This window comes from Promicromonospora sp. NPDC057488, from assembly GCF_042802395.1.
Taxonomy (GTDB): domain Bacteria; phylum Actinomycetota; class Actinomycetes; order Actinomycetales; family Cellulomonadaceae; genus Promicromonospora.
This window is the reverse complement of sequence record NZ_JBHVEG010000065.1, coordinates 1-25,238: the sequence shown is the minus strand read 5'-3', so window position 1 is coordinate 25,238 and position 25,238 is coordinate 1. Positions and strand designations below refer to the sequence as shown.

Genomic DNA, 25,238 nt, shown 5'->3' with positions numbered 1-25,238 from the left:
CTTTCCCGGGCCGACCAGCCCTTGCGCTTCCCGGGCCGATCAGCCCTTGTCGGCCCCCGCGGTCAGCCCCTCGGTGAGGGCGCGCTCGGCCACTCCATACAAAATCACGATCGGCACGGTAAGGAGCACGCTGCCCGCCATGAGAACCGTCTTCGACACCTCCTGACCGTCCGCGAGGCGGGTCAGGCCGAGGGAGACCGTCCACAGGTCCTGCTTGGCCGACAGGAACAGCAGGGCGAACAGGAACTCGTTCCAGGCGATCATGAACGAGTACAGCGCGGTCGACATGATGGTCGGCATCGCGAGCGGCACGGTGATGCGGGTCATGATCTGGAACCGGGAGGCGCCGTCGATCACGGCTGCCTCGTCGATCGACTCGGGGATGCCCGCCAGGTAGTTGCGGAGCATGTGCACCGAGACGGGCACGGTCAGCGCGATGTACGCGATCACCAGCCCGACCAGCGACGACCCGAGCCCCAGCACCTGGAACCCGACGAACACCGGCACCGCGATGATGATCGTCGGGAACAGGTACACGGCCAGGAACAGCCACGAGACCTGCGAGCGCCCGGCGAACCGCAGCCGGGTCAGCGCGTACGACGCCGGCACCACCAGCGCCACGGTCAGCGCCGACGCCGCGACGGCGACGACCGCGGAGTTCCGCATGAACCGACCGAACCCGTACCCGCCGTCCTCCTCGGAGGCCAGTACCGCGCGGTAGGTGTCGGTGGTGATCCGGTCGAGCTGCGGCAGCACCCGCAGGGGGTCGCGCAGCAGGTCGTCGATGCGCACGAAGCTGAGGCTCAGCATGTAGACGAACGGGAGCACGGTCGCCGCGACGAGCGCGACGATGACGACGACGCGCAGCACCCGCAGCACGCTGCTCTGGACGGACACGGCGCTCATCGGTTCTCCTCCCGCTGCCGGGCCGTCAGGCGCAGGTATATCGCCAGCGCGATCCCCAGGAACACGGCCATCACCGCTGCGGTCGCGCTGGCGCCGCCGATGTCGCTCGACCCGGTGAGCTGCTCGAACACCCGCACCGAGGCCACCTGCGTCCCGGCAGCGCCGCCGGTGAGCAGGTAGACGTCGTCGAACTCGTTGAAGGCCATGACCATGCGGAACAGCACCAGCAGGGCGACCGTGGGCAGCAGCTGGGGCAGCACCACGAACCAGAACTTCTGCAGCGGTGTGGCGCCGTCGACCACGGCGGCCTCCTCGATCTCCTTGCTGAGGCCCGTCAGGGCCGCCCCCAGGAAGAGGAACGCGAACGGGAAGTACCGCCAGATGTCGTAGACGATCACGGTGCCGAGCGCCGTGGGCGCGGCCGAGAGGAAGTTGACCGGGTGCTCCCAGCCGAGCACCTGCGTGCCGAACGCGTTGACCACGCCGTACTGCGGGTTCAGCGCCACCTGCCACACGAACGTGGTGGCCACGACGGGCGCCACGTACGGCAGGAGCATGACGGCGCGCAGCGGCGCGCGGAACCGGAACCGGTCCCGGAACGCGAGCGCCGCAACGAGGCCAACGGTGATCGACCCGACGGTGGTCGCCACCGAGTACTGGACGGTGGTCACCAGCGCCTGCCAGAAGGCCGGCGACGTGAGCACGTCGGCGTAGTTGTCGAGCGTGAGCTCGTTGAACAGGCCGTTGCGCGCCACGTCCACGTAGCGCGCGTCCTGGAAGGACAGCACCACGGTCCACACGATGGGGACCACGATGATCGCGGCCACCACCAGCACCACCGGCGCGACCAGCGTGATTCCGTCGCGGTTCTCCCGCCCGCGCAGCTTCGACGTCGGCACGCCCCTCCCCGTTCGGAAGCGCCCCTCCCTGACCCGCGCCACGGGTCAGTCCCGGCCGGCGATCTCGGCCACCGCTTCCTGCATGGCGGCCTGCGCCTGCGCTGCGTCGACGCTGCCCGAACCGAGGTCCGCGGCGGCCTTGGCGAGCGGGAGCTCGCTCGTGATCGGGCCCAGGATCGCGCCCTGGCCCTGCGGCAGCGCCCAGCGGTCGGCGGACGCCGGCGCGGCGGCGAGGGTGTCGGTCACCTCGGCGGGCCAGACGTCGGAGAACGTCTGGCGGGAGTCGATGCCGATCTCCAGCCCGGACCAGGCGTCCGTGTACTCGGTGGGGCCGTCGGCCGTGCCGGTGCGCACCGGCACCTTGCCCTCCGGGGCCATGGCCAGCCAGTCCACGTAGGCGTCGGACATCATGTACTCCACGAAGTCCGCGGTCTCGGGGTCCGCCCCGTCGGTGATGCCCCAGGACACGAACTCGACGTAGCCGGCCGCGTCCCCGCCGTCACCGCCCGCCGACGGCCCCTCCACCACGGGGACCACGCCGGTGTTCTCGGCGAGCCAGCCCGGGTCGTCGGCGCACTCGTCGCACGACGGCGTGAACTCCTCCCGCAGCCCGGCCATCTCGTCCAGCAGGAACGACGACCAGACCGCCATCGCGGCCTGCCCTGCGAAGTACGACGCGCGCGTGGACTCGACGCCCTGCGAGCCCTCGGGCGAGAACTCGCCGGCCAGTTCGCCGTACAGCCCGATGGTCTCGGTGCAGGCGGGGCTGTCGAGGGTCGCCTCTCCGGCGTCGTCCACGAGCTCGCAGCCGTTGCCCTGGGCCAGGAACTCCAGCGTCTGCTGCGTGAACGGGTCGGCCGCGTCGGTGGACAGCGTGATCCCGTACCGCCCGTCGGCCGTCAGCTCCTCGGCGGCTGCCCGCAGGTCGTCGTAGGTGGTGGGCGGCTCCAGGCCCGCCTCCTCGAACAGGTCGGTGCGGTAGTAGACCATCATCGGCCAGGCGTCCGAGGGGACGGCGAGCAGCTCGTCGCCGTCGCTGGTCAGCTCCAGGGCCTGCGGCGTGAACGTGTCGGCGCCGAGCGCGTCGACCACCTCGGCGGCGGCGTCCCGGTCGAGGTAGCCGTCCCGGTCGAACGACCGGACCAGCCCGGGGCTGATCGCGTTGACGACATCGGGCATGTCCTCGCCGGAGAGCGCCGCGGCGGACAGGAGCTGGGAGACCTGGTCCTCCTCGACCGGTACCAGCTCGGTCTCCAGGCCGGACTCCTCGGCCCAGGCGTCCATCGCGGCCTGCTGTATCGCGAGCCGCTCGGGCTGGGTCTCGACCGTCCAGACGGTGACCGTCCCGTCCGACTCCGCGCCTCCGCTGCCGCAGGCCGTGAGCGTGAGGAGCGCTGCCACGGCGGTGCCCGCCGCGATCGTGAGGCGGGCCGTGGCCGCGCGGTGGTGCCGGAGCATGACTTCTCCTCGTCATCGAGTGAGTAGATCTGGCACTTATGTCTAACCTATTGTCGAAAGATGCACAAGGACTTTGAGGAAGATGCGGTCGACGCCGCCACCCGTGTCCTGAACAGCAACTGGACCGGCCGGCACACCGTCCCGGCGACCGGGCTGTACCCCCACCAGTGGAGCTGGGACTCGGCGTTCGTCGCGATCGGGAACCGGCACCGCGAGCCGGGGCGTGCCCGCGCCGAGCTGGTCACGCTCCTCGACGCGCAGTGGCCCGACGGGCGGGTGCCGCAGATCGTCTACGACGTCGGCCGCGACGACGACTACGCGCCCGGAGCCGGGTTCTGGGGTGCGGCGACCTCCGGGCTGGTGCAGCCGCCGGTGCACGCCTGGGCCGCGTGGCTCGTGCACTGCGCCGACCTGGCCGGGTCCGCGCGTGAGGGTTTCCTGGCGCGCGTCTACCCTCGGCTCGCGCGCTGGCACGAGTACCTGCACGGGCTCCGTGCGGGCGGCGCAGGGCTACCGGTGACCAAGCACCCGTGGGAGACGGGGACCGACAACTCGCCCTTGTGGGACGCCGCGCTCGAACGGGTACCGCCCCGGTCGCGCACCCCCGTGCGACGGCCGGACCTGCGGCACGCCGGCACCGGCGAACGCCCCGGCAGCCGCGACTACCGCCGCTACTACCGGCTCGCCGAGACGTACCGCGACGCCGGCTGCGCCGACGACGTCCCGGTCGGGTTCGCGATGGTGTGCCCCCTGTTCAGCACGCTGCTGGCCGTTTCGGAGATCGCCCTCGCCCGGATGGCAGAGGCGCTGTCCGACGGCGGTGGTGACGCGCGGGCCGATGTGCACGAGGCGACCGCCGCCCGCGTGGTCGCCGCGATGGACGAGCACCTGTGGGACGACGACCTGGGCCAGTACGTCGCGCTCGACGACACGACAGGTCAGCGCGTGCGCCGGGCCACAGTGAACGGCCTGGTTCCGCTGCTGCTCGCCGGTGGCCCGGAGCCGGCCGGGACCAGCGCAGCGAGGTCGGGCAGGACGTCAGGAACGACCACAGGCGCGGGCGCGCTCCTGGGGCCAGGCCGTGCCGAGCGGCTGCTCGCGACGCTCGCCGGTCCGGGATTCCTCGGGGGCGGGCCGAACCTGCCGAGCACCTCACGCGAGGACCCGGCGTTCGACCCCGCCCTGTACTGGCGGGGACCCGCGTGGTTCAACATGTCGTGGCTGCTGCTGCGCGCGGTCCAGACGCTGGGCCGCGACGACCTGGCTGCCCGCCTGCGCGAGCACTTCGCCGTCGCGGAGCCGGAGATTTTCCCCGAGTACACGGATCCGGACACGGGGACCGGCCGGGGCACGCGCCAGTTCTCCTGGACGGCAGCCCTGACCCTGGACGTACTGCTGTCCACGGACGAGTGCATCCTGCCGACCCCGGCCCCGCCGTCGGCGTGATGTCTACCCAGCGATTAGGCCCGAAAACAGCCGTGTTCCGGGCCGAATGACTGACTAGAAGCGCACCTTCGCGCGGCACACCCCGTCCGGACAGCAGAAGGCCCCGGCTCCCACAGGGGGAACCGGGGCCTTCTCGCGATCAGGCGATCAGCTGAGCCGAAGCTCAGCCGGCGACAACCTGGACGCCGATCTTGGCCGACACCTCGGGGTGCAGGCGGATCGACACCGTGTAGTCACCGGTCGTCTTGATGGACTGACCGATCTCGATCTTGCGCTTGTCGACCGACGGGCCACCGGCAGCGGCAACCGCACCGGCGATGTCCGCCGTGGTCACCGCGCCGAACAGACGGCCACCGGGGCCGGCGTTAGCCGCGACGACGACCGGCTTCGCGGACAGCGAGGAGGCCAGGGCCTTCGCGTCGTCCAGCGAGGCGATCTCGCGGGTCTTGCGAGCCTTGCGGATCGCGTTGATGTCGGACTCGGCGCCCTTGGTCCAAGGGGTCGCCAGCGAACGCGGGATGAGGAAGTTACGGGCGTACCCGTCCTTCACCTCAACAACGTCGCCGGGCTCGCCCAGGCCGGTCACCTCGTGGGTCAGGATCAGCTTTGCCATTGTTCTCGATCCCTTCCTCAGCGAGCCGTCGACGTGTACGGCAGCAGGGCCATCTCGCGGGCGTTCTTCACGGCCTTCGCGATCTGACGCTGCTCCTGGACGGAGACGCCGGTGACGCGACGGGCACGGATCTTTCCGCGGTCGGAGATGAACTTGCGCAGCAGCGCCGTGTCCTTGTAGTCGATGTTGGCGATCTTCGCGGACTTCAGCGGGTTGATCTTCTTCTTGGGCTTGCGCACCACAGGCTTCGCCATGGTGTTGCTCCTTCGTCAGGTGCTGCTCACGAGGCCTGGCAGGCCGCGCGAGCAAAAAAGGTGAACTGGGTGGTGCCGATCAGAACGGCGGGTCGTCCGAGAACGAGCCGCCCGACGACGCCGGGCCTGCCGTGGCCCACGGGTCGTCATTGCTCTGACCGCCACCGGAAGAGCTGAATCCTCCGCCGGAGCCGCCGCCCTGCTGGCCGCCGCCTCCGTTGTAGCCTCCACCGCCGCCGCCACCGAAGCCGCCGCCACCACCGGACCGCTGGGCCCGGGTGACCTTGGCCGTGGCGTAGCGCAGGGACGGACCGATCTCGTCCACCTGCAGCTCCACGACGGTGCGCTTCTCGCCCTCACGGGTCTCGTAGGAACGCTGGACCAGGCGACCCTGCGCGATGACGCGCGTGCCCTTGGTCAGCGACTCCGCGACACTCTCCGCGGCCTCGCGCCAGATCGAGCAGCGCATGAACAGGGTCTCCCCGTCCTTCCACTCGTTGCTCTGGCGGTCGAAGGTCCGCGGGGTCGACGCCACCGTGAAGTTGGCGACCGCCGCACCGGAAGGGGTGAAGCGCAGCTCCGGGTCCCCGGTGAGGTTCCCGATCACTGTGATGACAGTTTCACCAGCCATGCCAATTCCTCGATTCAGTCGACGTTCCGTACGCGTTGTCCGGGCTCGCGGTGAATGCAACCACGAACCACTGACACTCGCGCGGGCGTAGGAGGTTCAGATCCGACGACTTACTTGTCGCCGGTGCGCAGGATCTTGGTACGGAGGACGACCTCGTTGAGGCCGAGCTGCCGGTCCAGCTCCTTGGCGGTGTCCGACGTCGAGGTGAAGTCGACGACGGCGTAGATGCCCTCGGACTTCTTCGCGATGTCGAACGCGAGGCGGCGACGGCCCCAGATGTCCACCTTGTCGACGGAGCCACCCTCGGTCGAGATGACCGACAGGTACTTGTCGAGCGACGGGGCAACGGTGCGCTCCTCGACCTCCGGGTCCAGGATCACCATCAGTTCGTACTGACGCATGTGTATACCCACCTCCTCTGGTCTCAGCGGTCACGGTCGTTCCGTGACAGGAGGGTTCACAGCAAGGGTCAAGCCTACCTGGCATGTGCGCGACGACGGAAACGAGCGCGCGAGACCCCTCTCACACCCCGCCGCCCGAGCCAGGACCGGCCCCGGGGACGGCCGAGGGGCCGCCTCCCTCAGGAGACGACCCCTCGACCATCGGCCGCCGGACGGCTACGGGCTGTTGTTCCCGTTGCCGCCACCACCGCCGCCACCGCCACCGCCACCGCCGGTCGGCTCGCCGGTCGGGATTCCGACGTCCGGGCCGGACGAGACGATCAGCTGCACCTGGCTGCCGGACTCCACCTGGGTGCCCTCGCCGGGGCTGACGTCGATGACGCTGCCCTGCCGGACGTCGTCGGACGCCTGGTACACGACGACCGGTTCGAGGCCGGCACCCTGGACCTTGCCGCGGGCGCTGCCCTCGCTGCTGCCGATCAGACCCCCCGGCACGGAGGTGGCCTCGGGCTGCTCCGGGCCGGTCGACGCCTCGACCCTGATGTTCTTGCCCCGGGGCACCTCCTGGCCCTCCTTCTCGACGGAGAGCACGGTGCCCGGCGGCTGGTCGCTCGGGACCTCGATGAGCTGTGGGTTCACCCCGGCGCCGGAGAGGGCGGAAGCGGCGGCCGCGAACTGCTGACCCACGAGCCCGGTCGGGACCATCACCATCTGGTCCTCCTCCGACGGCGTCGGCGAGGGGGTGGGCGTGGGCGACGGCTTGGGGGCCGGGGGGACGTAGTCCGGGAACGGCTCGACCTCCATGCCCTTCGTGATCTCCTGCATGTACTGCGTCCAGGCCGTGACCGGCCAGGTACCACCGGTCAGGCTGCCACCGGCCCACTGGCCGAACGGGGTGATGCTGTCCTCTCCGCCGGCCTCGGTGGACTGGTAGAGACCGACCACGGTCGCGAGCTGCGGGATGTACCCGGCGAACCACGCGGACCTGTTGCCGTTGGTGGACCCGGTCTTGCCGGCGACGGGGCGCTGCTCGCCGTCGGGGCCGAGCAGCTCCTTCGCAGGGGTTCCGGAGCCCTCGTTCACGACCTGCTGCATCGCATAGGTGGCCTTGGCCATCACGACGGGGTCGATGATGTCCTTCTTGGTGTTCTCGCCGGTGAACTGCCAGAGGGTGTCCTCGCCCTGCTTCACCGACGTCAGGATGTGCGTCTCGTGCCGGGTGCCCTGCGCGGCGAACGTGGCGTAGGCACCCGCGAGGTCGATCGGGTGCACGTTCGACGTGCCCAGCACGTTCGACAGCTCGCTGTTCGTCGCCTCCTTGGGGATGCCCGCGCGGATCGCGACGTCCTGCGACTTCTTCGCCCCGATCTTGACGTTGAGCTGCGCGTAGACCGTGTTCACGGAGTTGGCGGTGGCATCGACGAGGTCGATGTCGCCGTAGGACTCGCCGCCCGCCTGGGTACCGAAGTTGGTGAGCTCCTTCTCCTCCTCGACACCGGTCTCCTTGTTCTGCACGCTCCAGCCCGGGATCTGCATCGGGCTGTTGCCGTTGTAGTACTCGTTGAGCTCGTGACCGTCCTCGAGCGCGCCGATCAGGGTGAACGGCTTGAACGTGGAGCCACCCTGCGCCTCGCCGTCCGTGGCGGCGTTGAACTGCCTCTCCTCGTAGTCCTTGCCGCCGTACAGGGCGCGGACCGCGCCGTCCTTGGGGTCGATGGACACGATCGAGACGCCCAGCCGCTCGGACGCCGCGTTCTCGCCCTCGTACGGGATGGACCTGGCGGCCTTTACCGCGGCCTTCTGGTACTTCGAGTTGATGGTCGTGTGGATCTCATAACCGTTGGTCATGAGCTCCTCTTCGCTGATGTTCGCCCCGTTGGGGTCGGCGAGCTCCTTGCGGACCTCCTCGAGCAGGTAGCCCACCTGGCCGGCGCGCGAGGCCGGCTTGTACTCGATGGGCTCGGGGAAGGTCGCGGACTTCCGCTCCTCCTGGGTGATGTAACCCATGTCGGCCATGTTCCGCAGCACACGGGCCCACTTCTGCTCTGCGACGGCCTTCGACTCCTCGCCGAAGCGCGGGTCCCAGTAGGACGGCGACGGGATGATGCCCACCAGCATCGCGGTCTCCGAGACGGTGAGCTCGGCCGCCGGCTTGTTGAAGTACGCCTTCGCCGCGGCCTCGAAGCCGTAGGCGCCGCGGCCCAGGTAGATGCTGTTGACGTAACCCTCGAGGATCTCGTCCTTCGTCTTCTCCTGGTCCACCTTGAGGGCCAGGATGATCTCGCGGAACTTGTCCGCGTAGGAGGACTGGCCCGGCTCGTAGTACGTGTTCTCCACGTACTGCTGCGTCAGCGTCGACGCGCCCTGGCGGCCACCGCCGGTCACGTTGCTGATGGCCGCACGGACGATACCCACCGGGTCGACGCCCATGTGGTCCTCGAAGCCCTGGTCCTCGGACGCGATGACGGCCTGGCCGATGTACGGGGGCAGCTCGTCCAGCGACCGGATGGTGCGGTCGACGGCCGCGAACTTACCCATCACCTTGTTGTCCGCGTAGTAGACGGTGGTGGTCTCCGAGCCGATCGACGCGCGCGCGTCGGGCACCGGCCAGCCGATCCAGCCGGCGGTGAACACACCGACGCCGAGCGACAGCAGGGTCAGCCCGGTGCCGACGACCACGCGCCACGACGGGACCCACGCGCGCAGGCCCGTGCGATGCGGCCGCGGGTAGTTCCAGATGCCACGCCGGCGTCGGGGCGTCTGCGGCCAGATCGGAATCGGAGAGGGACTCCTGTTCGCCACGTCTTCCTCGTTCCTCGAATCAGTCCAGTGGGCGCACTGAACCGTCGAAACGATAGAGGATCGATGTTCGTAGCAAGTAGCGCAAACGCGGTTTCTCTGTGCACGGCCCGTGTCCGCGACACGGGTCACAAAGGCTCCTGCCGGCGCCGATCGGGTCTTTTCACCCGGTATTTCACCCGGCGCCGGCAGGGCCCTCGGAGATCGCTATCCGAAGAATCCGCCGCCATCCTCGGACGGGTCGTCGGTCGGGTCGTCACCGGGCCCCGTGGAGACCACGAGGGTCACCTCGCTGCCCTTCGGCACCTCCGTGCCCTCGCCCGGGTCCACCGAGATCACCGAGCCCTCCGGCACGGTGTCGGACGGCGCCTCCTGCACGACCGGCGTGAGCTCGGCGTCCTGGAGCGCCTGCTCGGCGTCGCCCTGGTCCTGGTTGGTCAGGCCCCACGGCACCGTCGTGGTCTCCTCCTCCGGGGCACCCGAGCCGTTCGAGACCTGGACGTCGATGTCGGAGTTCCGCTCGACCTCCTGGCCGGCGCTCTCGACCGCGAGCACGGTGCCCGGGGGCTCCGGGCTGTCCACCTCCACCTGCTGCGCGAAGAGCTGGAGACCGGCCAGCGTCGCCGAGGCGTCCGTGAACTGCTGGCCCACCAGGTTGTCGGGCACCACGACCATGTCCTCGGTCTCCTCGGAGGGGCTCTCGGACGGCGTCGGCGAGATGGAGGGCTCGGGGACCGGCATCTCGTAGGGCGGGAACTCGACGACGTCCATGCCCTCGGTGGCCTTGGCCATGTACTCGGCCCAAGCCGTCACCGGCCAGGTACCACCGGTCAGGCCGGTGAGGCCCATCGCCTTCCACTCCCCGAAGGGCGTGATCTGCTGGTACTCGCCCTTGCCGTCACGGGCGTCACGGTCGTACTGGTACAGCCCGACGACGGTCGCGAGCTGCGGCACGTAGCCGGCGAACCAGGCCGACCGGTTGCTGTTCGACGTACCGGTCTTTCCCGCGACCGGACGGGGCGTGACGCCGTCGGGACCCACGAGGTGCGAGGCCGGCTCGCCGGAGCCCTCCTGGACCACCTGGGTCAGGGCGTACGTGGTGGCCGCCATCACGTCGGGCGTGAACTCGGTCTCGGAGGGCTCGCTCCACTCGTGCAGCAGCTGTTCGCCGTTCCTGACCTCGGCCACGAGGTGCGGCGTCGTGCGCGTGCCCTGCGACGCGAAGGTCGAGTAGGCGTGGGCGATGTCGATGTTGTGCACGCTCGCCGTGCCCAGCACGTTGGCCAGGTTGGGGGCGACGATCTCGTTCCCGTTGGCGTCGGTCTCGGGGATGCCCGCGCGGGTCGCGACGTCCTTGGTCTTCGCCGGGCCCACCTCGACGTTGAGGTGCACGTAGGCCGTGTTCACCGAGTTGGCCGTGGCGTCGAGCAGGGAGACGTTCGGGTAGCTCTCGCCGTAGGGCGGCTGACCGAAGTTGGTGAGGACCGCCTGCTCCTCCTCGCCGGTCTCGGCGTTCCGGTTGTTGTAGCCCTCGATCTCCTGCGGGGACGTGCCGTCGTACGTCTCGGTCAGCGGGATGCCCTCTTCCAGGGCGGCGACCAGCGCGAAGGGCTTGAACGTCGAGCCCGCCTGGGCGATGTCCTGCGTCGCCGAGTTCGTGGGGTAGGTGCCGTAGTCCGGGCCGCCGTACAGCGCCTTGATCGCGCCCGACGCCGGGTCGATCGAGGTGAGCGACGCGCGGGTGTTCTCGTCGGCGTCCTTGGGCAGCGCCATCGTCTCGGCCGCGGCCGCCTGCATCTTGCGGTCGATCGTCGTCTTGATGGAGAACCCGCCGGTCGTGAGCTGGGCCTCCTGGATGTCCGCCCCGTCCGGGTCGGCCAGCTCCTTGGCGACCGCCTCCAGGAGGTACGCGGTCTGCGGGTTGCCCGAGCCCTGCGTGTACTCCTTGAGCTTGGGGAACTCCGCCGCCGCGCGGTCGTCCGCGGTGATCACGCCCGACTCGACCATGAAGTCGAGGGTGCGGCCCCAGCGTGCCTCGGCCTGGGCCTGGGCGCCCTCGCCCTGCCGCGGGTCCCAGTAGGTGGGGTTCGGGATGATGCCCGCCAGGAACGCCGACTCGGAGATGGTCATCTTCTTGGCCGAGTGCCCGAAGTACGCCTGGGACGCGGCCTCGATGCCGTAGGCCCCGCGCCCCAGGTAGATGGTGTTCATGTACCCCTCGAGCACTTCCTCCTTGGACTGCTCCTGGGTCACCTTGAGCGCGAGGATCGCCTCGCGGAACTTGTCCGCGTAGGTGGCCTCGCCCACGCCGATGTAGTAGTTCTCGACGTACTGCTGCGTGAGGGTCGACGCGCCCTGCTGGGCGCCGCCGGTCAAGTTGTTGAGCGCGGCGCGGGCGATGCCCAGCGGGTTGATGCCCATGTGGGTGCGGAAGCTCTGGTCCTCCGACGAGATCACGGCCTCGGCGACGTACGGCGGAAGGTCCGCAAGCGCCACGATGGTGCGGTTCTCGGCCGCGAACTTCCCCAGCGGCTTGCCGTCGGAGTAGTAGACCGTCGTGGTCTCGGAGCGCACCGTGTTCAGCTCGGCGGGAACCTTCACGTCCACCCAGGCGGACAGGACCACCCCGGCGGCGAGCGACGTACCGGCCAGCAGGGTTCCCACGACGAACCGCCACGACGGGACCCACGCGCGGATCCCGGTGCGGTGCGGCCGGGGATAGTTCCAGATTCCCTGCCTGCGCCGGGGCGTCTGCGGCCAGATCGGAGAGGGACTCCAGTGCGACACGACAGCCTCTTCCTCGTTCGGACTCGGGGCCCGTCGGCGTGCGATGGACGCACCTGCCGGTCGGACCACCCGAAACCATAGGGGATTCACCCTCTGGCGCAGTACCCACATCTGCCACACCCGCGCAACCGGAAGATTTCGGCGCATGGTCAACCCAGTCCGTCTGCCCTCACTTCACATATCTTTCACTTCTTCGATGGAACCCCCGGCCGGGCGCAACGGATTGCGCCCCGCCGGGACCGTGCTTATCCTCCGATGTATCGACTCGATACATCGTGCTGAACTATTTAGCCCGGCCTGCCGGGTCATCCAGGAGGGAGGTCGCCGTGCGTAGTCGGTCCGACGTGCTGGAGACCGCCGTCCTCGGCCTGCTCAACGAGTCCCCGTTGCACGGCTACGAGCTGCGCAAGCGGCTGAACCTCGTGCTCGGCTCGTTCCGCGCCTTCTCCTACGGCACGCTCTATCCGGCCCTCAAGGGCCTGGTCACCCGGGGTCTCATCGCGACCACCGAGAGCGACCCGACGCCGCCGCCGCCCCGCAAGGGGAAGGCCGGGATTCCCGGCCGGACCGCCAAGCCCATGCCCCTCGGCCGCCGCCGTGTGGTCTACGAGCTGACCGCCGAGGGCAAGGAACACCTCCAGTCCGTGCTGGCCACCGCCGGCCCCGCGGCCTGGGAGGACGACAACTTCGACGTCCGGTTCGCCCTCTTCGGGCAGACCGACGCCGATACCCGCCTCCGCGTGCTGGAAGGCCGGCGCACCCGGCTGACCGAGCGCCTGGAGGCCTTCCGGGAGTCGACGACGCATCCGCGGTCGCGGCTCGACGAATATGCGCTGGAGCTGCGGCGCTTCGGGCTCGAGAAGGTCGAGCGCGAGGTGCACTGGCTCGACGGCCTCATCTCCACCGAGCGGGGACGCGCCGCGGCGCAGAGCCGCTCACCACAGCAGCAACAAACGAAGAAGGAGCGAGGATGAACTCCATCCGCGTGGGCATCGTCGGCGTAGGCAACTGCGCCTCGTCCCTGGTCCAGGGCGTGCACTACTACCGTGACGCCGACCCGGCGAGCACCGTCCCGGGCCTTATGCACGTGCAGTTCGGCGACTACCACGTGTCGGACCTCGAGTTCGTCGCGGCGTTCGACGTGGACGCGAAGAAGGTCGGGTTCGATCTGGCCGAGGCCATCAACGCGTCCGAGAACAACACCATCAAGATCGCGGACGTGCCGCCGACCGGTGTGACGGTCCAGCGCGGCCCGACCCTCGACGGCCTGGGCGACTACTACCGCGCCACGATCGACGAGTCCACCAAGGAGGCCGTCGACGTCGTCGCAGCGCTGCGCGCCGCCGAGGTCGAGGTGCTGGTCTGCTATCTGCCGGTGGGCTCCGAGGAGGCCGCCAAGTTCTACGCGCAGTGCGCCATCGAGGCGGGCGTCGCGTTCGTCAACGCCCTGCCCGTGTTCATCGCGTCCGACCCGGAGTGGGCCGCGAAGTTCGAGGAGGCCGGTGTGCCGATCGTCGGCGACGACATCAAGTCGCAGGTCGGCGCCACCATCACGCACCGCGTGCTGGCCAAGCTGTTCGAGGAGCGCGGCGTCGTCCTGGACCGCACCTACCAGCTCAACGTCGGCGGCAACATGGACTTCAAGAACATGCTGCAGCGCGACCGCCTCGAGTCGAAGAAGCTCTCCAAGACGCAGGCCGTGACGTCCAACCTCAGCGGGCCGCTGGCCGGCAAGAAGGAGGACCGCAACGTCCACATCGGCCCGTCGGACTACGTGGCCTGGCTGGACGACCGCAAGTGGGCGTACGTGCGCCTCGAGGGCCGCGCGTTCGGCGAGGTGCCGCTCAGCCTGGAGTACAAGCTCGAGGTGTGGGACTCCCCCAACTCCGCGGGCATCATCATCGACGCAGTGCGGGCCGCCAAGATCGCGAAGGACCGCGGCGTCGGCGGGCCGATCCTGTCCGCGGCGACCTACTTCATGAAGTCGCCGCCCGTGCAGATGGAGGACACCGCGGGCCGCGCCCTGCTGGAGGCCTTCATCCGCGGAGACATCGAGCGCTGACAGACCAGACCCCCAGGCCACCGGAGTGACCTGGGGGTCTGACCTGTCAGGCGGGACCCGCTACTTGATCGGGTCCAGCTCGAAGTCGGTCACGACGTTGGTACCCGCCGTCACCTTCGCGGAGCCGACCTGCGGGACGTACCCGTTGGCCGTGGCGATGATCTGCGCCGTGCGCTCCGACTTGTCGAACCAGTACTCGTAGACGCCGTCCGACCCGGTGACCAGGGTGACCGCCGAGAGCTTCCCGTTGATCTGGACCACGGAGTCACCGAGCGACACCACGCCGTCCGGCGTGAAGCCACCCACGGTGCCGGACAGCTTGCCCCAGCTCTTGGGCGGGTTGACCGTCAGCGAGAGGTCGATCGACGGCGTCTCGTACGGCGTGGCCGCCTTGGCCAGGAGCGAGCCGGTGAAGGTACCGGGCTGCGCCACGACGCCGCTGATCGACGCCGTGATCGTCTTGCTCTGACCCGGCTGCAGCGTGAACTCCGAGGGGTCCACCGTCAGCCAGGTCAGGTCGCCGCCGGCGGTGTCGCCGGAGACGTTCATGACGATCTGCATGTCCGGCCAGCCGATGGAGTCCGTCGTCGCCGGCTCCGAGATGCCGCAGTCCTCGGCGGCCAGGTACGACGGCGCGGTCTGGCCCGCGCCGTTGGACCCGATGTAGAACACGCCACCGTTGGACTGCTGGTTCGGCGAGACGACCTCGACCACGAGCGTGGCGCCCGCGGGCACCTCACCCGTCACCGGGACGGAGGCCATCGTGAGGGTCGACGCCGGGATGCTCAGGTCCGCGGTGCCGATCTCGGTCAGGTTGGCGTACACGAAGTCGCCCTCCAGCGTGTAGAGGTTGACCGTGAGGGTCTGGGCGGTGGCCTCCTCGATACCGAAGGACACCTCCGAGACCTCGAAGTCGTCCCCGATGCCGAAGTCGCTCAGCGTGAACGTGCGGAAGAAGTGGTTCTCCGTGGTGCCCGCCAGGCCACCGCACGAGGCGGAGTTGACGGCCACGATCTCCTGCGACGCCGAGTGGGTGATCGTCGTGGCGTTCGGCGAGACCGGGATGGACTCGGGCAGCACGCCCTCGCCCGCGGTGCCCTTGCCGGCCGCCTGCAGCTTCGACTTCGAGCCGCCCACGCCGGAGCCGCCGAGCTTGACCGACGGCTTCGTGGACTTGACCGTGGTGGCCTCGCCCTGCGGGTGCTGGATGGCCGCGAGGCCGTCCGTGCCCAGGATGTCGAAGCTGCCGCCGGAGCCGGCGAGCTCGACGTCGGCCGGAGCCGAGCCCTCGTTCTTCACGGTGAACCGCTTGGTAGTGGTGCTACCCAGCGGGAGCGTGGTGGCGAGGGTGTCGGTGCTGACGGTGACCAGGCCGGCCGCGAGCGCCGTGTCGAACGTGCCGGTGGCCTCGGGGTCGAGGGTCAGCGTGCCCGACTCGGACTCGTAGTCCGGCGCCGTGACCTCGACCGTGTAGTCGCCCGGGAGGGCGATGGCCGAGTAGGTACCGTCCGCACCGGTGGTCGCGGTCCGGGTGGCGGCGTCGGACGTCGCCGTGACCGTGGCACCTTCGATGGCGTCACCGGTGTTGAGGTCGGTGACCGTGCCCTCCAGGAAGGAGAGGACGGGAGCCGTGTAGGTGATCGACAGGTCGGACGAGATCGCCGGGGTGCCGTTCGAGTACTGGAGGCCGACGGTGCCGGCCTTGTTCTCGATGCCGACCGAGGCCGAGTCGCCCTTGGCCGAGCTGGTGTCGGTGACGTCGCCGTAGCCGAAGATGACCGTGCCGTCCGCGACGAGCGTGACCGAGAAGCTCAGGCGGTCCGTCGCCGGGCTGTACTTGCGCACGTTGCGCCACTCGACGACGAACGCGTCCTCGCCGTCGACCGTCGTCTCGCCCGTGTACAGGCCCGACTCACCGTCGAGGACCAGGTCGTCCCAGAAGGGGAACAGGGCGGCGTTCGGCACCGCGCTGTTCGGGATGGCCCCGTTCGCGTACGACGTGCTGGCCGCCAGGAAGTTCAGGTGGCCGTTCGACGTGACGAACGCGGAGTCGTAGCCCTCGCCGTACCAGGGGAAGGTGAAGGGCAGGTCGAGCGACGTCTGCACGTCGTCGCCCGTGAGCGAGGACTCGGTGTCGCCCTGCAGGTACTCACCGGTGGTGGTGGCGCAGGAGTAGCCGAAGTCGTCGGTCACCGCGGTGATCTCGACGGGCACGTCCTTCGCGCCGTCGACCACGACGTCGCCCGCGTACGGAGCGGCGCAACCGCCCGTCTCGACGCTGAGCGTGTAGGTGCCCTCGGGGACGTCGGCGAAGGCGAACGTGCCGTCGTCCTCGGTGGTGACGTCCTCGAAGTGGCTGCCGAGGCTGACCGGGACGCCCGCGGCCGGGTCGCCCGACCCGGCGAAGGTGACCGTGCCCGTCACGGCGTGCGACGGAGCGGCCTCGAGCGAGATCGCCACGTCGGTGGTCCCGTCCTCGGTGACGGAGGCCGAGGCCGGCGTCGAGGGCAGGTAGCCGAACGCGGACGCCGACACCGAGTAGTCGCCGGTGGCGACGCGCGCGGAGAAGGTGCCGTCCGAGTCGGTGCTGACGGTGCGGTCGCGGTCGCCGTCGATGGTGACGTCGGCCGAGGGGATCGGGTCGCCGGCGGCGTTGGTCACGGTGCCCGTGACGTAGCCGGTGGCGCCGATCGGCGCGGCGTCGATGAGCGCGGCGAGGTCGAGCTTGCCCTCGCCCCACACGTTGTTGTTCTCGGCGGTGCCGCCGCAGGTGGTGTCGTCGGTGTCGACGGCGGCCTCGTTGAGGAGCGCCTCCGTGCCCTCGATGTCGCCGACGAGCGCGGGAGCGGCGCTCCACAGCACGGCGACGGCGCCCGCGAGGTGCGGGGCGGCCATGGACGTGCCGTTGAAGGCCGCGTAGCCGTCACCGGGGACCGAGGAGCGGACGTTCACGCCAGGAGCGGCGATGTTGGGCTTGACCAGGCCGTCTTCGCCGGCACCACGCGACGAGAAGGCTGCGATGTTGCCCGAGGCGTCGAACGCACCGACCGAGTACGAGCTCGTGTTGGCACCAGGCGACGACGTCGTCTGGCAGCCGGAGCCCGAGTTGCCCGCGGACCAGGCGCCGAACACGCCGGCGGCGGCCCAGGCAGCGGTGGTCTCCTCGTACCAGTCGTCGATGAAGCCCGCGGCGGTGTAGCCCCACGAGTTGTTCACGATGTTCGGGCGCTTCGACGGGTCGGGGTCGCTGCCGTCGACCTTCGTCGGGGCGACGATCCACTGGCCGGACTCGAGCAGCGCCGTGTCGGAGCAGCTGTCACAGCCGTTCGTGGCGATCCACTCGGCGTCGGGTGCGACACCGATCTGGTTGCCGGCGCCGTCGTCGCCGACCATGGTGCCCATGGTGTGGGTGCCGTGGCCGTTGGTGTCGAACGGGGCGGCGGCGGAGCCGCTGGTGTCCTGCCAGTTGTAGTCGTGCACGACCGAGCCGTCGGACTGCACGCCGCGGTACTGGTCGGCCAGCGCCGGGTGGTCGAACTGCACGCCGGTGTCGATGTTCGACACGACGATGCCCTGACCCGTGTAGCCCTGCTCCCACGCCTCGGGAGCGTTGATGAAGTCCAGGCCCCACTCGACGGCCTGGGGCGCCTTGTCGCTGACCGGGGTCCGCTTGACCGGGTCGACCAGCTCCAGCTTCACGGTCTCGCGGATGGCCTCGACCTTGGTGCTCGCCGCGAGCTCGTTGGCGAGCTCGAGTGTGCCGTCCTCGACCAGGATGCGGTTGCTGATCCAGTAGCTCTCGTAGTCCGCGTCAGCGGCCTTGAGCTCCTTGACCAGGCTGGCCTGCGAGGTCTTCGCCGTGGTGGTGAGCGCGTCGTAGACGTACTGACCGCGCTCGTCCCAGTCGGCGATGTTCTTGGCCGCCGTCAGGTTGGCCTCCTCCGCGAGCACGACCCAGAAGTCCGCGGTCTTGCGCTCGGTCAGCATCTCCCGGGCGAAGCTCGTGAACTTGTCGTCGGGGTCGGCCGCGACGGTCTTCGTCGTGGTGGCGGGCAGCGCTGATGTCGGGGACGTTCCTGCGAACGCTGCCGGAGCAACGCTCAGTGCTGATGTCGCGACGAGCGCGATGGCCGCTGTTGCGGTTGTCGCGCGCTTCGCGAGCGCGGTTCTGCGATGCATGAACCCTCCATTACCCGGCGCACCCACGGGATCGGGTGCGCTTGGACGGACCACGGTCGTGGGCCGTGCCCAACCGTCGTTTGCACAGGTCAGCGCAACAAGGTCGGATCAGGGTCAGGCATGGGTCATTTCTCGGTCAAAATGCGGTCAGGTGACCCTCGACAACTTTGTCAAGAGCGTCCAGGAAACTTCACCCGGGTCATTTACCGCAATTTCACCCCTTAACCTGCCATGAGTGGCGGAAAACCGTCAAGCAGGCGGGATTGTGTCATTTTGTCCACGCAATGGGAAGGTAACGAAAAATTGACCCCAGCGGTACGACCCGGGGGCAAACTGGCGCGCGCTGGCCAGGTTTAACCCGGTCCGCGACCGAACGGTCGACCATGGAGGGTGAGGCACGTGACGCACGACCCCGCACCAGGATCCACCCCAGGCCTTGTCGTCTGCGTGGGCCTTCCCTCGGACCAGATCATCGAGATCGCCCGCCTGCTCCGCGGGCAGGCGACCGTGCTCGCCACCCCGGACGTGGACGGCGCCCGCGCCGTCCTCAGCAACCAGAGCACGCCCCGCCGGCCCGGGGACGTCCCGTGGCACGGCCTCGGGGCGCAGCCCGAGCGGTTCGACAACCCCGGTCCGGCGGACGCGCAGCCCTACGGCCGCCACCTGTCCGAGCGCCCCGCCGACCGGCTGCCCGACAACCTCACCGGCACGGCGGGGCGCGCGGCAGCCGACGTCCTGGCCACGCCCCTGGTCGCCGACATGGCCCGTCCCGGCACGGGCCCGCTGCCCGCCGTCACCGGTTCGATCCCGATGGTCGCGCCGCCCGCCCTGGACCCGCTGGTCGCCGGCCCGCTGCTCGTCGACCTGGCCGGCCGCGAGGTCACGGCGCTGGGCCGGCGCGTGTACCTGTCGGCACGGGAGTTCGACCTGCTCGCGACGCTCGCGCTCGAGGCAGGGCGCGTGTGGTCGTTCGCCGAGCTCACCGCGCGGGTGTGGCAGCTGCCCTACCTCGGGGACTCCGACCCGGTGACCTCCGCGGTGAAGCGGCTGCGCAAGCGGCTGGCACCCGTGCGCGACGTCGAGGTCGCGTCGGTGCGCGGGGTGGGCTACCGGCTCAAGATCTGGGCCTAGGGGTCGCCCGGATCTCTCAACGGGGCTCGGGAAGGTCCAGCTCCCGCCGCAGCTCGGCCAACCCTCGTGTCCGTTCCTCGTCGCGGCTGTCCTCGACGTGCTCATGGAGAACGAGCACGAGTCTGCGGGCACGTTCGTACCGTTCCTCGCTCCACGACCTCAGACGCGCCAGCCCGTCAAGCACCGGACCGAGCTCCGCGGAGCGGGGGAACAGGTGGAAGCCGATGTCGACGAGCGCGGGACGACTGACCTCCTGGTGATACAGGGCCCCCTCGAACGGGTCCCGCACGACGGTGCCCTCACTCACGCCGCTGTTCTCCACCTGGTCGTAGACCACGTCCAGCCATGGTTCGCCTGCCACCAGCTCGCCGAACCGGATGGCGACCCAGGGGTACAGCCCCTGTGTCCCGCTCGTTGCCTTGTGGGCTTCTCCGCGGGCGTAGTCGAGCACCCGGCCTGCCCTGTTCTTCTCGTCCTGCCCGATGAGCACGTGCCCTTCGAGGTAACCCGCATAGCCGGCGAACAGACCGTCGCACATCTCCCGCGCAGTGTGCAGTGGCTTCAGCGCCCCGGCTGGATCGCCGGTCCGCAGCAGGAGGTTGCCCAGCAGGATGTTGGCCAGGTCCTCGGTCTCCAGGCGCTCGTGGACCTCGATCGCCTGCTCGAACCGCTCCCGGGCCGTGTCCAGGTCCCCGGTGAGCTGGGCTGCCAGGCCGCGGACGAGCACACCGGAGTCCGCGGCGGCGTCCGACTGGAACTCCGGGGTGAGCATCACCGCGGCCAACGGGCCGTGCCACGGGTCCTCGCCGGCGGCGACCTGCTCCAGCCACTGCCGCCAGGAACCTGCGAGCCCGCTCTCGCCGAGCTCGATGCCCGCCAGAGCCATGGCGGCCTCCCCGGAGATCGCGGTTCGTCCTGCACCGGCGACCGAGGTCAGCAAGGCCCGTGCCTCCTCGACCTCGCCCGCGCGGTATGCAGCGGTCCCACGCTCGACCTCGTCCGACACCGGGGTCAGCGGGTCGGGAGGAAGCGGAAGTGCGCGTCCGTCGGAATCCAGCAGGGGGTGCTCTGTCATGCCGTTGCCTTTCCGTGAGGAAGCAGGTTCGCGCGGTGGCCCGTCGAGATCAGGCCGGGCGCGGGACACAGAGTGTCACGCCCCCGTCACCAGCCAGCGGTCGCCCCGCGCGCGCCAGCCGGTCGTGACGGCGCGGGCGGCCATGAACACGCCGGCGAACGCGAGCCAGAGCCAGGCGAGCCCGTGCGCGCCGTCGGGGGCCCAGGCGCCGACCGCGAGCGCGAACGGGAGGTAGGCCACGAGCGTCGCCATGCCCGCCCAGGCGAGGTAACGGCCGTCGCCGGCGCCGATGAGGACGCCGTCGAGCACGAAGACCCAGCCCGCCATCGGCATGAGCACGCCGCACACGGCGATGCCCAGGGCGATGGCGACCCGCACGTCGGGGTCGGGCGAGAAGAGCGGGGCGATCCACCAGCCGGCCGCCGCCAGGAGGAGGCCGATCGCGCCGCCCGCGCCGACGCCCCACTGCAGGCAGCGGCGCAGCACCTGGCGCACGTGACCGACGTCGCCGGCCCCGAGGCCGTGCCCCACCAGGGCCTGGGCCGCGATGGCGAGGGCGTCGAGCGCGAAGGCCGCGAGGCCCCACAGGGAGCTCACCACCTGGTGCCCGGCGAGCGCGACGTCGCCCAGACCAGTCGCGACGACGACGGTCACCAGGATCGCGGCGCGCAGGCTGAGCGTCCGGATCACGAGCGGGACGCCGGCCCGCGCGCCCGACAGGATGCCCGCCCGGTGCGGGCGCAGGCTCGCGCCCCGGGCCCGGGCGCCGCGCACCACGATCACGCCGAGCACGACGGCCATGAGCAGCTGCGTGATCGCCGTGCCCAGGCCCGAGCCGGCGATCCCGAGGCCCACCCCGTAGACGAGCGCGATGTTCAGCACCGTGTTGAGCACGGCTCCCGCGGCGGCGACGACGAGCGGCGTCCGGGTGTCGCGGAGCCCGCGCAGCACGCCGGTCGCGGCCTGGACCAGGAGCATCCCCGCGAGCCCCGGCGCGGACCACCGCAGGTAGGTCACGGCGTGCCGCGCGACGTCGCCGTCGGCGCCCAGCGCGGACACCGTGAGCGGGGCGGCGAGCAGCAGCACGACGACGAGCACGGCGCCGATCCCGAGGGCGAGCCACATCCCGTCGACGCCGGACTGCAGCGCCGCCCGCTCCTTGCCCGCGCCCGTGAGCCGGGCCACGGACGCCGTCGTCGTGTACGCGAGGAAGATGCACAGCCCGACGAGGGTGAGGAGCACGTTGCTCGCGAGCGACAGGCCGGCGAGCTGGGCGGTGCCCAGGTGGCCGACCACCGCGCTGTCGACGAGGACGAAGACGGGTTCGGCGATGAGGGCACCCAGGGCGGGTACCGCGAGGGCGAGGATCTCCCGGTCGATGGACCGCGGGAGAGCGGGGGTGTGGCGAGGCTCGCCCAACTTTCTTTCCTCCACAGGCTGGGGGTTGCGAATACGCAGGTCAGAGGCCATGTCGATGTTTTACACAGGGGTTATCCACAACTGGGGACAGGGTTGTCCACCCACTTGTGCACAGCCTGGGCCACCTTTCCACATGGATGTGCACAGGCCCGTCCACAGGTCTCGTTGCACTCGGGTGCGCGGAGGCTTAGCGTCAGCGGAGCTTGCTTGCTGGTCTGATGTCCGTGGGGACTGTCGTGCACGACACAAGGGCGTGTCGTACGTGATGTCCCGAGAGTGTCGGTGGCGAGGAGTAGAACAGGTGTAGGACATCGGTCCGAGCACACGCCCGACGTGTGATCGGACCACACTGATCAGGAAAGCGGAGGCGCGGATGTCGATCGAGGAGCTCGAGTCGAGCTACTCCGGCGGGAGTCCCGGCCTCGACCGTACGCCGCCGCAGGACGTCCCGGCGGAGATGAGCGTGCTGGGCGGCATGCTGCTGTCCAAGGACGCGATCGCCGACGTGATCGAGCAGATCCGCGGCAACGACTTCTACCGGCCGGCGCACGAGGCCATCTACGACGCGATCATCGACCTGTACGGTCGCGGCGAGCCGGCCGACGCCATCACCGTGGTCGCGGAGCTGCAGCGCCGGGGCGAGCACGCCCGCGTGGGCGGCGCCCCGTACATCCACGACCTCATGGCAGGCGTGCCCACGGCCGCCAACGCCGGGTACTACGCCAAGATCGTGCGCGAGCGCGCCATCATGCGCCGCCTGGTCGAGGCCGGCACGCGCATCGTGCAGATGGGCTACGCCACCGACGGCGGCGAGGTCGACGACGTCGTCAACAACGCGCAGGCCGAGGTCTACGCGGTGACCGAGCGGCGCGCGTCCGAGGACTACCTGCCCCTGGCCGAGATCATCGGCCCCACCTTCGACGAGATCGACGCCGCCCAGGGCCGCGGCGAGGGGCTCACCGGCGTGCCCACGGGCTACTCCGACTTCGACCGCCTGACCAACGGCCTGCACGGTGGCCAGATGATCGTCGTCGCCGCCCGGCCTGCCGTCGGCAAGTCGGTCCTCGGCATCAACGTCGCCTCGCACGCGGCCATCCACCACGAGATGGCCGCCGTCATCTTCTCCCTGGAGATGAGCCGCAACGAGATCGTCATGCGAATGCTGGCGGCCGAGGCTCGCGTGCCGCTCACCAAGATGCGCAGCGGCAACATGGACGACGGCGACTGGCAGAAGCTCGCCGCCACGATGGGCAAGGTCTCCGACGCCCCGCTGTTCATCGACGACTCGCCGAACATGTCGCTGATGGAGATCCGCGCCAAGTGCCGGCGCCTCAAGCAGAAGCACGACCTCAAGCTCGTGGTCATCGACTACCTCCAGCTGATGTCGTCCGGCAAGCGCGTCGAGTCGCGTCAGCAGGAGGTCTCCGAGTTCTCGCGTTCGCTCAAGCTCCTCGCGAAGGAGCTCGAGGTGCCCGTGATCGCCATCTCGCAGCTGAACCGTGGCGCCGAGCAGCGCAGCGACAAGAAGCCGCAGATGTCCGACCTCCGTGAGTCCGGCTCCATCGAGCAGGACGCCGACGTCGTGATCCTGCTGCACCGCGAGGACGCCTACGAGAAGGAGTCGCCGCGCGCCGGCGAGGCCGACCTGATCGTGGCCAAGCACCGTAACGGCCCCACCGACGTGATCACCGTGGCATTCCAGGGCCACTACCAGCGGTTCGTCGACATGCAGGTGTGAGCCGCCGCGTCAGGTTAACTGCTGGAGGCCGACCGTCGCCAGGAGCTCGACCTGTCCGGCGGCCGCACTACCGGGTGCGGCCGTGTAGACGAGCAGGCGCAGGTCGCTGTCGCGGACGGTGAGGATGTCGCAGTCCAGGGTGATCGGCCCGATGTCCGGGTGCAGAAAGGTCCGGCTGACCGGCGCAGGCTGCGGCGGCACCCGCTGCTCCCACAGCTCCGCGAAGTCGGGGCTCACCTCCTGGAGCTCCGCGATGAGGCCGCGCAGGAGGGTGTCCTGCGGGTAGCGCACCCATGCCTCCCGGAGGTCGGCCACGACCTCCAGCCGCAGGAGCCGTTCCTCCTCGTCGGTCCGCACGTACCGGGTGGGCGTGTTCATGAACGTCGTCCACGCGAGGTTCTGCTCCCGCAGCGGCAGCATCGTCGTGTCACCGGTCAGGGCGTAGCCCATGGAGTTGGAGAGCACGCACTGCCACGACGCGTCGACCACGGTGACGGGGGTGTCGGTCAGGCGGTCCAGGATGCGCTGGACGCTGGGCGTGATGTGCCGCTTGATCTGCCCCGGCAACGGCTCGGCCTGGTCCGCCAGCCGGAACAGGTGCGCACGCTCCTGGTCGGACAGCCGGAGCACCCGGGCCAGCGACATCAGCACCGAGCCCGACGGCTGCCCGGCGCGCCCCTGCTCCAGGCGCGCGAGGTACTCGACCGAGAGGCCCGCGAGCTCCGCGACCTCCTGACGGCGCAGGCCAGGGACGCGGCGCCGGGGGCCCGCGGTCAGCCCCGCCTCGGCCGGCGACACCCGGTCGCGCCAGACGCGCAGGCTGCCGGCGAGCTCTCGTGAGTTCACGACCACGTCACCAGTCGTACCATGCGGCGGCGCGGCGCAGGGTAGCCCTGTCAGTACGCCCCTCGTGCGGTCCCTTTTGCCGCGGCGGACGCGCGGCAAGACTCGTCGGCATGAGCACTGACACGACAGGCACGGCTCCGCGGACCGCAGGGATGACCCCCGACGAGCTGCGCGACTTCTACCGCCGGTACATCGAGCTGGCGAACAACCGCGACTTCGACCGCATGGACGAGTTCGCGCACGACGAGGTCATCATGAACGGCACCCCGGTCTCCCGGGACGACATGGTGGCGGAGTTCCGCCGGCACACGGACGCCGTCCCCGACCTCTCCTGGGAGGTCCAGGAGCTTCTGGTCGACGGCACCCACGTGGCGGCCCGCCTCGTCGACACCGGCACGCCGGTCGCCGAGTGGAACGGCCTCGCGCCCACCGGGGCGACCGTCACCTTCGCCGAGACCGCGTTCTACGAGGTCGTCGACGGCCGGTTCAAGCACATGTGGTACCTGATGGACGGGGTGGCGCTGCAGGCACAGCTCACCGCGTAGGGTTCACCCGCGCGACGCCGCGGGGGCCGGTCCGGGCGCAGGCCCGGAC

The 25,238-nt window shown here is 70.0% G+C and carries 19 protein-coding genes; 6 read left to right on the top strand and 13 right to left on the bottom strand.

Going from position 1 to position 25,238, the window contains the following annotated elements:
• Positions 1 to 39: 39 nt before the first annotated feature.
• Genes ACFU5G_RS15070 through ACFU5G_RS15060 form a run of 3 tightly spaced genes read right to left on the bottom strand, consistent with a single transcriptional unit; the run spans position 40 to position 3,263 of the window.
• The gene (locus ACFU5G_RS15070) at positions 40 to 906 is read right to left on the bottom strand and encodes a carbohydrate ABC transporter permease (RefSeq protein ID WP_377245918.1); all 867 of its coding nucleotides are present in this window, start codon (positions 904 to 906) and stop codon (positions 40 to 42) included.
• Positions 903 to 1,805 carry a carbohydrate ABC transporter permease gene (locus ACFU5G_RS15065; RefSeq protein WP_377245915.1) on the bottom strand — a complete coding sequence of 301 codons (903 nt, stop codon included), beginning with the start codon at positions 1,803 to 1,805 and terminating at the stop codon, positions 903 to 905. The genes ACFU5G_RS15070 and ACFU5G_RS15065 overlap by 4 nt, the downstream gene beginning before the upstream one ends.
• Positions 1,806 to 1,850: 45 nt before the next feature.
• Complete coding sequence (locus tag ACFU5G_RS15060; RefSeq protein WP_377245912.1) at positions 1,851 to 3,263, bottom strand: ABC transporter substrate-binding protein; 1,413 nt, start codon at positions 3,261 to 3,263, stop codon at positions 1,851 to 1,853.
• Between the two features lie 60 nt (positions 3,264 to 3,323).
• Here ACFU5G_RS15060 and ACFU5G_RS15055 point away from each other — a divergent pair, with 60 nt between their 5' ends.
• Positions 3,324 to 4,709, top strand: coding sequence for a hypothetical protein (locus tag ACFU5G_RS15055; RefSeq protein ID WP_377245909.1), 1,386 nt, complete (start codon positions 3,324 to 3,326; stop codon positions 4,707 to 4,709).
• A 163-nt stretch (positions 4,710 to 4,872) separates the two neighbouring features.
• On the opposite strand, the gene rplI is transcribed toward ACFU5G_RS15055, so the two are convergent.
• The 6 genes from rplI to ACFU5G_RS15025 all read right to left on the bottom strand — a co-directional run bounded on the left by rplI (position 4,873) and on the right by ACFU5G_RS15025 (position 12,071).
• Positions 4,873 to 5,322, bottom strand: a complete 450-nt coding sequence (rplI, locus tag ACFU5G_RS15050; protein WP_182620110.1) for a 50S ribosomal protein L9 — start codon at positions 5,320 to 5,322, stop codon at positions 4,873 to 4,875.
• Between the two features lie 17 nt (positions 5,323 to 5,339).
• Positions 5,340 to 5,576, bottom strand: a complete 237-nt coding sequence (gene rpsR, locus ACFU5G_RS15045; protein WP_020013532.1) for a 30S ribosomal protein S18 — start codon at positions 5,574 to 5,576, stop codon at positions 5,340 to 5,342.
• 79 nt (positions 5,577 to 5,655) lie between these two features.
• Complete coding sequence (locus tag ACFU5G_RS15040) at positions 5,656 to 6,207, bottom strand: single-stranded DNA-binding protein (RefSeq protein WP_182620109.1); 552 nt, start codon at positions 6,205 to 6,207, stop codon at positions 5,656 to 5,658.
• 110 nt (positions 6,208 to 6,317) lie between these two features.
• Positions 6,318 to 6,608: a 30S ribosomal protein S6 gene (gene rpsF / locus ACFU5G_RS15035; RefSeq protein ID WP_020013534.1), complete on the bottom strand. Its 291-nt coding sequence runs from the start codon at positions 6,606 to 6,608 to the stop codon at positions 6,318 to 6,320.
• A 216-nt stretch (positions 6,609 to 6,824) separates the two neighbouring features.
• On the bottom strand, positions 6,825 to 9,410 hold the full coding sequence (locus ACFU5G_RS15030) for a transglycosylase domain-containing protein (protein ID WP_377245906.1): 2,586 nt from the start codon (positions 9,408 to 9,410) through the stop codon (positions 6,825 to 6,827).
• Positions 9,411 to 9,614: 204 nt separating this feature from the next.
• Positions 9,615 to 12,071, bottom strand: coding sequence for a transglycosylase domain-containing protein (locus ACFU5G_RS15025; RefSeq protein WP_377245903.1), 2,457 nt, complete (start codon positions 12,069 to 12,071; stop codon positions 9,615 to 9,617).
• A gap of 449 nt (positions 12,072 to 12,520) precedes the next feature.
• On the opposite strand from ACFU5G_RS15025, the gene ACFU5G_RS15020 reads away from it, so the two are divergent.
• Positions 12,521 to 13,168 carry a PadR family transcriptional regulator gene (locus ACFU5G_RS15020; protein WP_377245900.1) on the top strand — a complete coding sequence of 216 codons (648 nt, stop codon included), beginning with the start codon at positions 12,521 to 12,523 and terminating at the stop codon, positions 13,166 to 13,168.
• Positions 13,165 to 14,256 carry an inositol-3-phosphate synthase gene (locus ACFU5G_RS15015; protein ID WP_377245897.1) on the top strand — a complete coding sequence of 364 codons (1,092 nt, stop codon included), beginning with the start codon at positions 13,165 to 13,167 and terminating at the stop codon, positions 14,254 to 14,256. The genes ACFU5G_RS15020 and ACFU5G_RS15015 overlap by 4 nt, the downstream gene beginning before the upstream one ends.
• Positions 14,257 to 14,316: 60 nt before the next feature.
• Here ACFU5G_RS15015 and ACFU5G_RS15010 read toward each other — a convergent pair whose 3' ends face one another.
• Positions 14,317 to 18,435, bottom strand: a complete 4,119-nt coding sequence (locus ACFU5G_RS15010) for a S8 family serine peptidase (RefSeq protein ID WP_377245894.1) — start codon at positions 18,433 to 18,435, stop codon at positions 14,317 to 14,319.
• 447 nt (positions 18,436 to 18,882) lie between these two features.
• Here ACFU5G_RS15010 and ACFU5G_RS15005 point away from each other — a divergent pair, with 447 nt between their 5' ends.
• Positions 18,883 to 19,566 (top strand): winged helix-turn-helix domain-containing protein, encoded by a 684-nt coding sequence (locus ACFU5G_RS15005; RefSeq protein WP_377245891.1) that lies wholly within the window; start codon positions 18,883 to 18,885, stop codon positions 19,564 to 19,566.
• Between the two features lie 16 nt (positions 19,567 to 19,582).
• On the opposite strand, the gene ACFU5G_RS15000 is transcribed toward ACFU5G_RS15005, so the two are convergent.
• Complete coding sequence (locus tag ACFU5G_RS15000) at positions 19,583 to 20,710, bottom strand: tetratricopeptide repeat protein (RefSeq protein ID WP_377245888.1); 1,128 nt, start codon at positions 20,708 to 20,710, stop codon at positions 19,583 to 19,585.
• A 6-nt stretch (positions 20,711 to 20,716) separates the two neighbouring features.
• Positions 20,717 to 22,060, bottom strand: a complete 1,344-nt coding sequence (locus ACFU5G_RS14995) for an MATE family efflux transporter (protein WP_377245885.1) — start codon at positions 22,058 to 22,060, stop codon at positions 20,717 to 20,719.
• 373 nt (positions 22,061 to 22,433) lie between these two features.
• On the opposite strand from ACFU5G_RS14995, the gene dnaB reads away from it, so the two are divergent.
• On the top strand, positions 22,434 to 23,798 hold the full coding sequence (gene dnaB, locus ACFU5G_RS14990) for a replicative DNA helicase (protein ID WP_377245882.1): 1,365 nt from the start codon (positions 22,434 to 22,436) through the stop codon (positions 23,796 to 23,798).
• A gap of 9 nt (positions 23,799 to 23,807) precedes the next feature.
• Here dnaB and ACFU5G_RS14985 read toward each other — a convergent pair whose 3' ends face one another.
• On the bottom strand, positions 23,808 to 24,644 hold the full coding sequence (locus tag ACFU5G_RS14985) for a helix-turn-helix transcriptional regulator (RefSeq protein ID WP_377245879.1): 837 nt from the start codon (positions 24,642 to 24,644) through the stop codon (positions 23,808 to 23,810).
• 110 nt (positions 24,645 to 24,754) lie between these two features.
• On the opposite strand from ACFU5G_RS14985, the gene ACFU5G_RS14980 reads away from it, so the two are divergent.
• The gene (locus ACFU5G_RS14980) at positions 24,755 to 25,189 is read left to right on the top strand and encodes an ester cyclase (protein WP_377245877.1); all 435 of its coding nucleotides are present in this window, start codon (positions 24,755 to 24,757) and stop codon (positions 25,187 to 25,189) included.
• The last annotated feature ends 49 nt before the right edge of the window (positions 25,190 to 25,238 follow it).

Bases quoted from the DNA above. Each gene is read 5' to 3' on its own strand.
- ACFU5G_RS15060 (WP_377245912.1), bottom strand. From the start codon at position 3,263: ATGCTCCGGCACCACCGCGCGGCCACGGCCCGCCTCACGATCGCGGCG.
- ACFU5G_RS15015 (WP_377245897.1), top strand. From the start codon at position 13,165: ATGAACTCCATCCGCGTGGGCATCGTCGGCGTAGGCAACTGCGCCTCG.
- rplI (WP_182620110.1), bottom strand. From the start codon at position 5,322: ATGGCAAAGCTGATCCTGACCCACGAGGTGACCGGCCTGGGCGAGCCC.
- ACFU5G_RS15055 (WP_377245909.1), top strand. From the start codon at position 3,324: ATGCACAAGGACTTTGAGGAAGATGCGGTCGACGCCGCCACCCGTGTC.
- rpsF (WP_020013534.1), bottom strand. From the start codon at position 6,608: ATGCGTCAGTACGAACTGATGGTGATCCTGGACCCGGAGGTCGAGGAG.
- ACFU5G_RS15070 (WP_377245918.1), bottom strand. From the start codon at position 906: ATGAGCGCCGTGTCCGTCCAGAGCAGCGTGCTGCGGGTGCTGCGCGTC.
- ACFU5G_RS14980 (WP_377245877.1), top strand. From the start codon at position 24,755: ATGAGCACTGACACGACAGGCACGGCTCCGCGGACCGCAGGGATGACC.
- ACFU5G_RS15010 (WP_377245894.1), bottom strand. From the start codon at position 18,435: ATGCATCGCAGAACCGCGCTCGCGAAGCGCGCGACAACCGCAACAGCG.
- dnaB (WP_377245882.1), top strand. From the start codon at position 22,434: ATGTCGATCGAGGAGCTCGAGTCGAGCTACTCCGGCGGGAGTCCCGGC.
- ACFU5G_RS15040 (WP_182620109.1), bottom strand. From the start codon at position 6,207: ATGGCTGGTGAAACTGTCATCACAGTGATCGGGAACCTCACCGGGGAC.
- rpsR (WP_020013532.1), bottom strand. From the start codon at position 5,576: ATGGCGAAGCCTGTGGTGCGCAAGCCCAAGAAGAAGATCAACCCGCTG.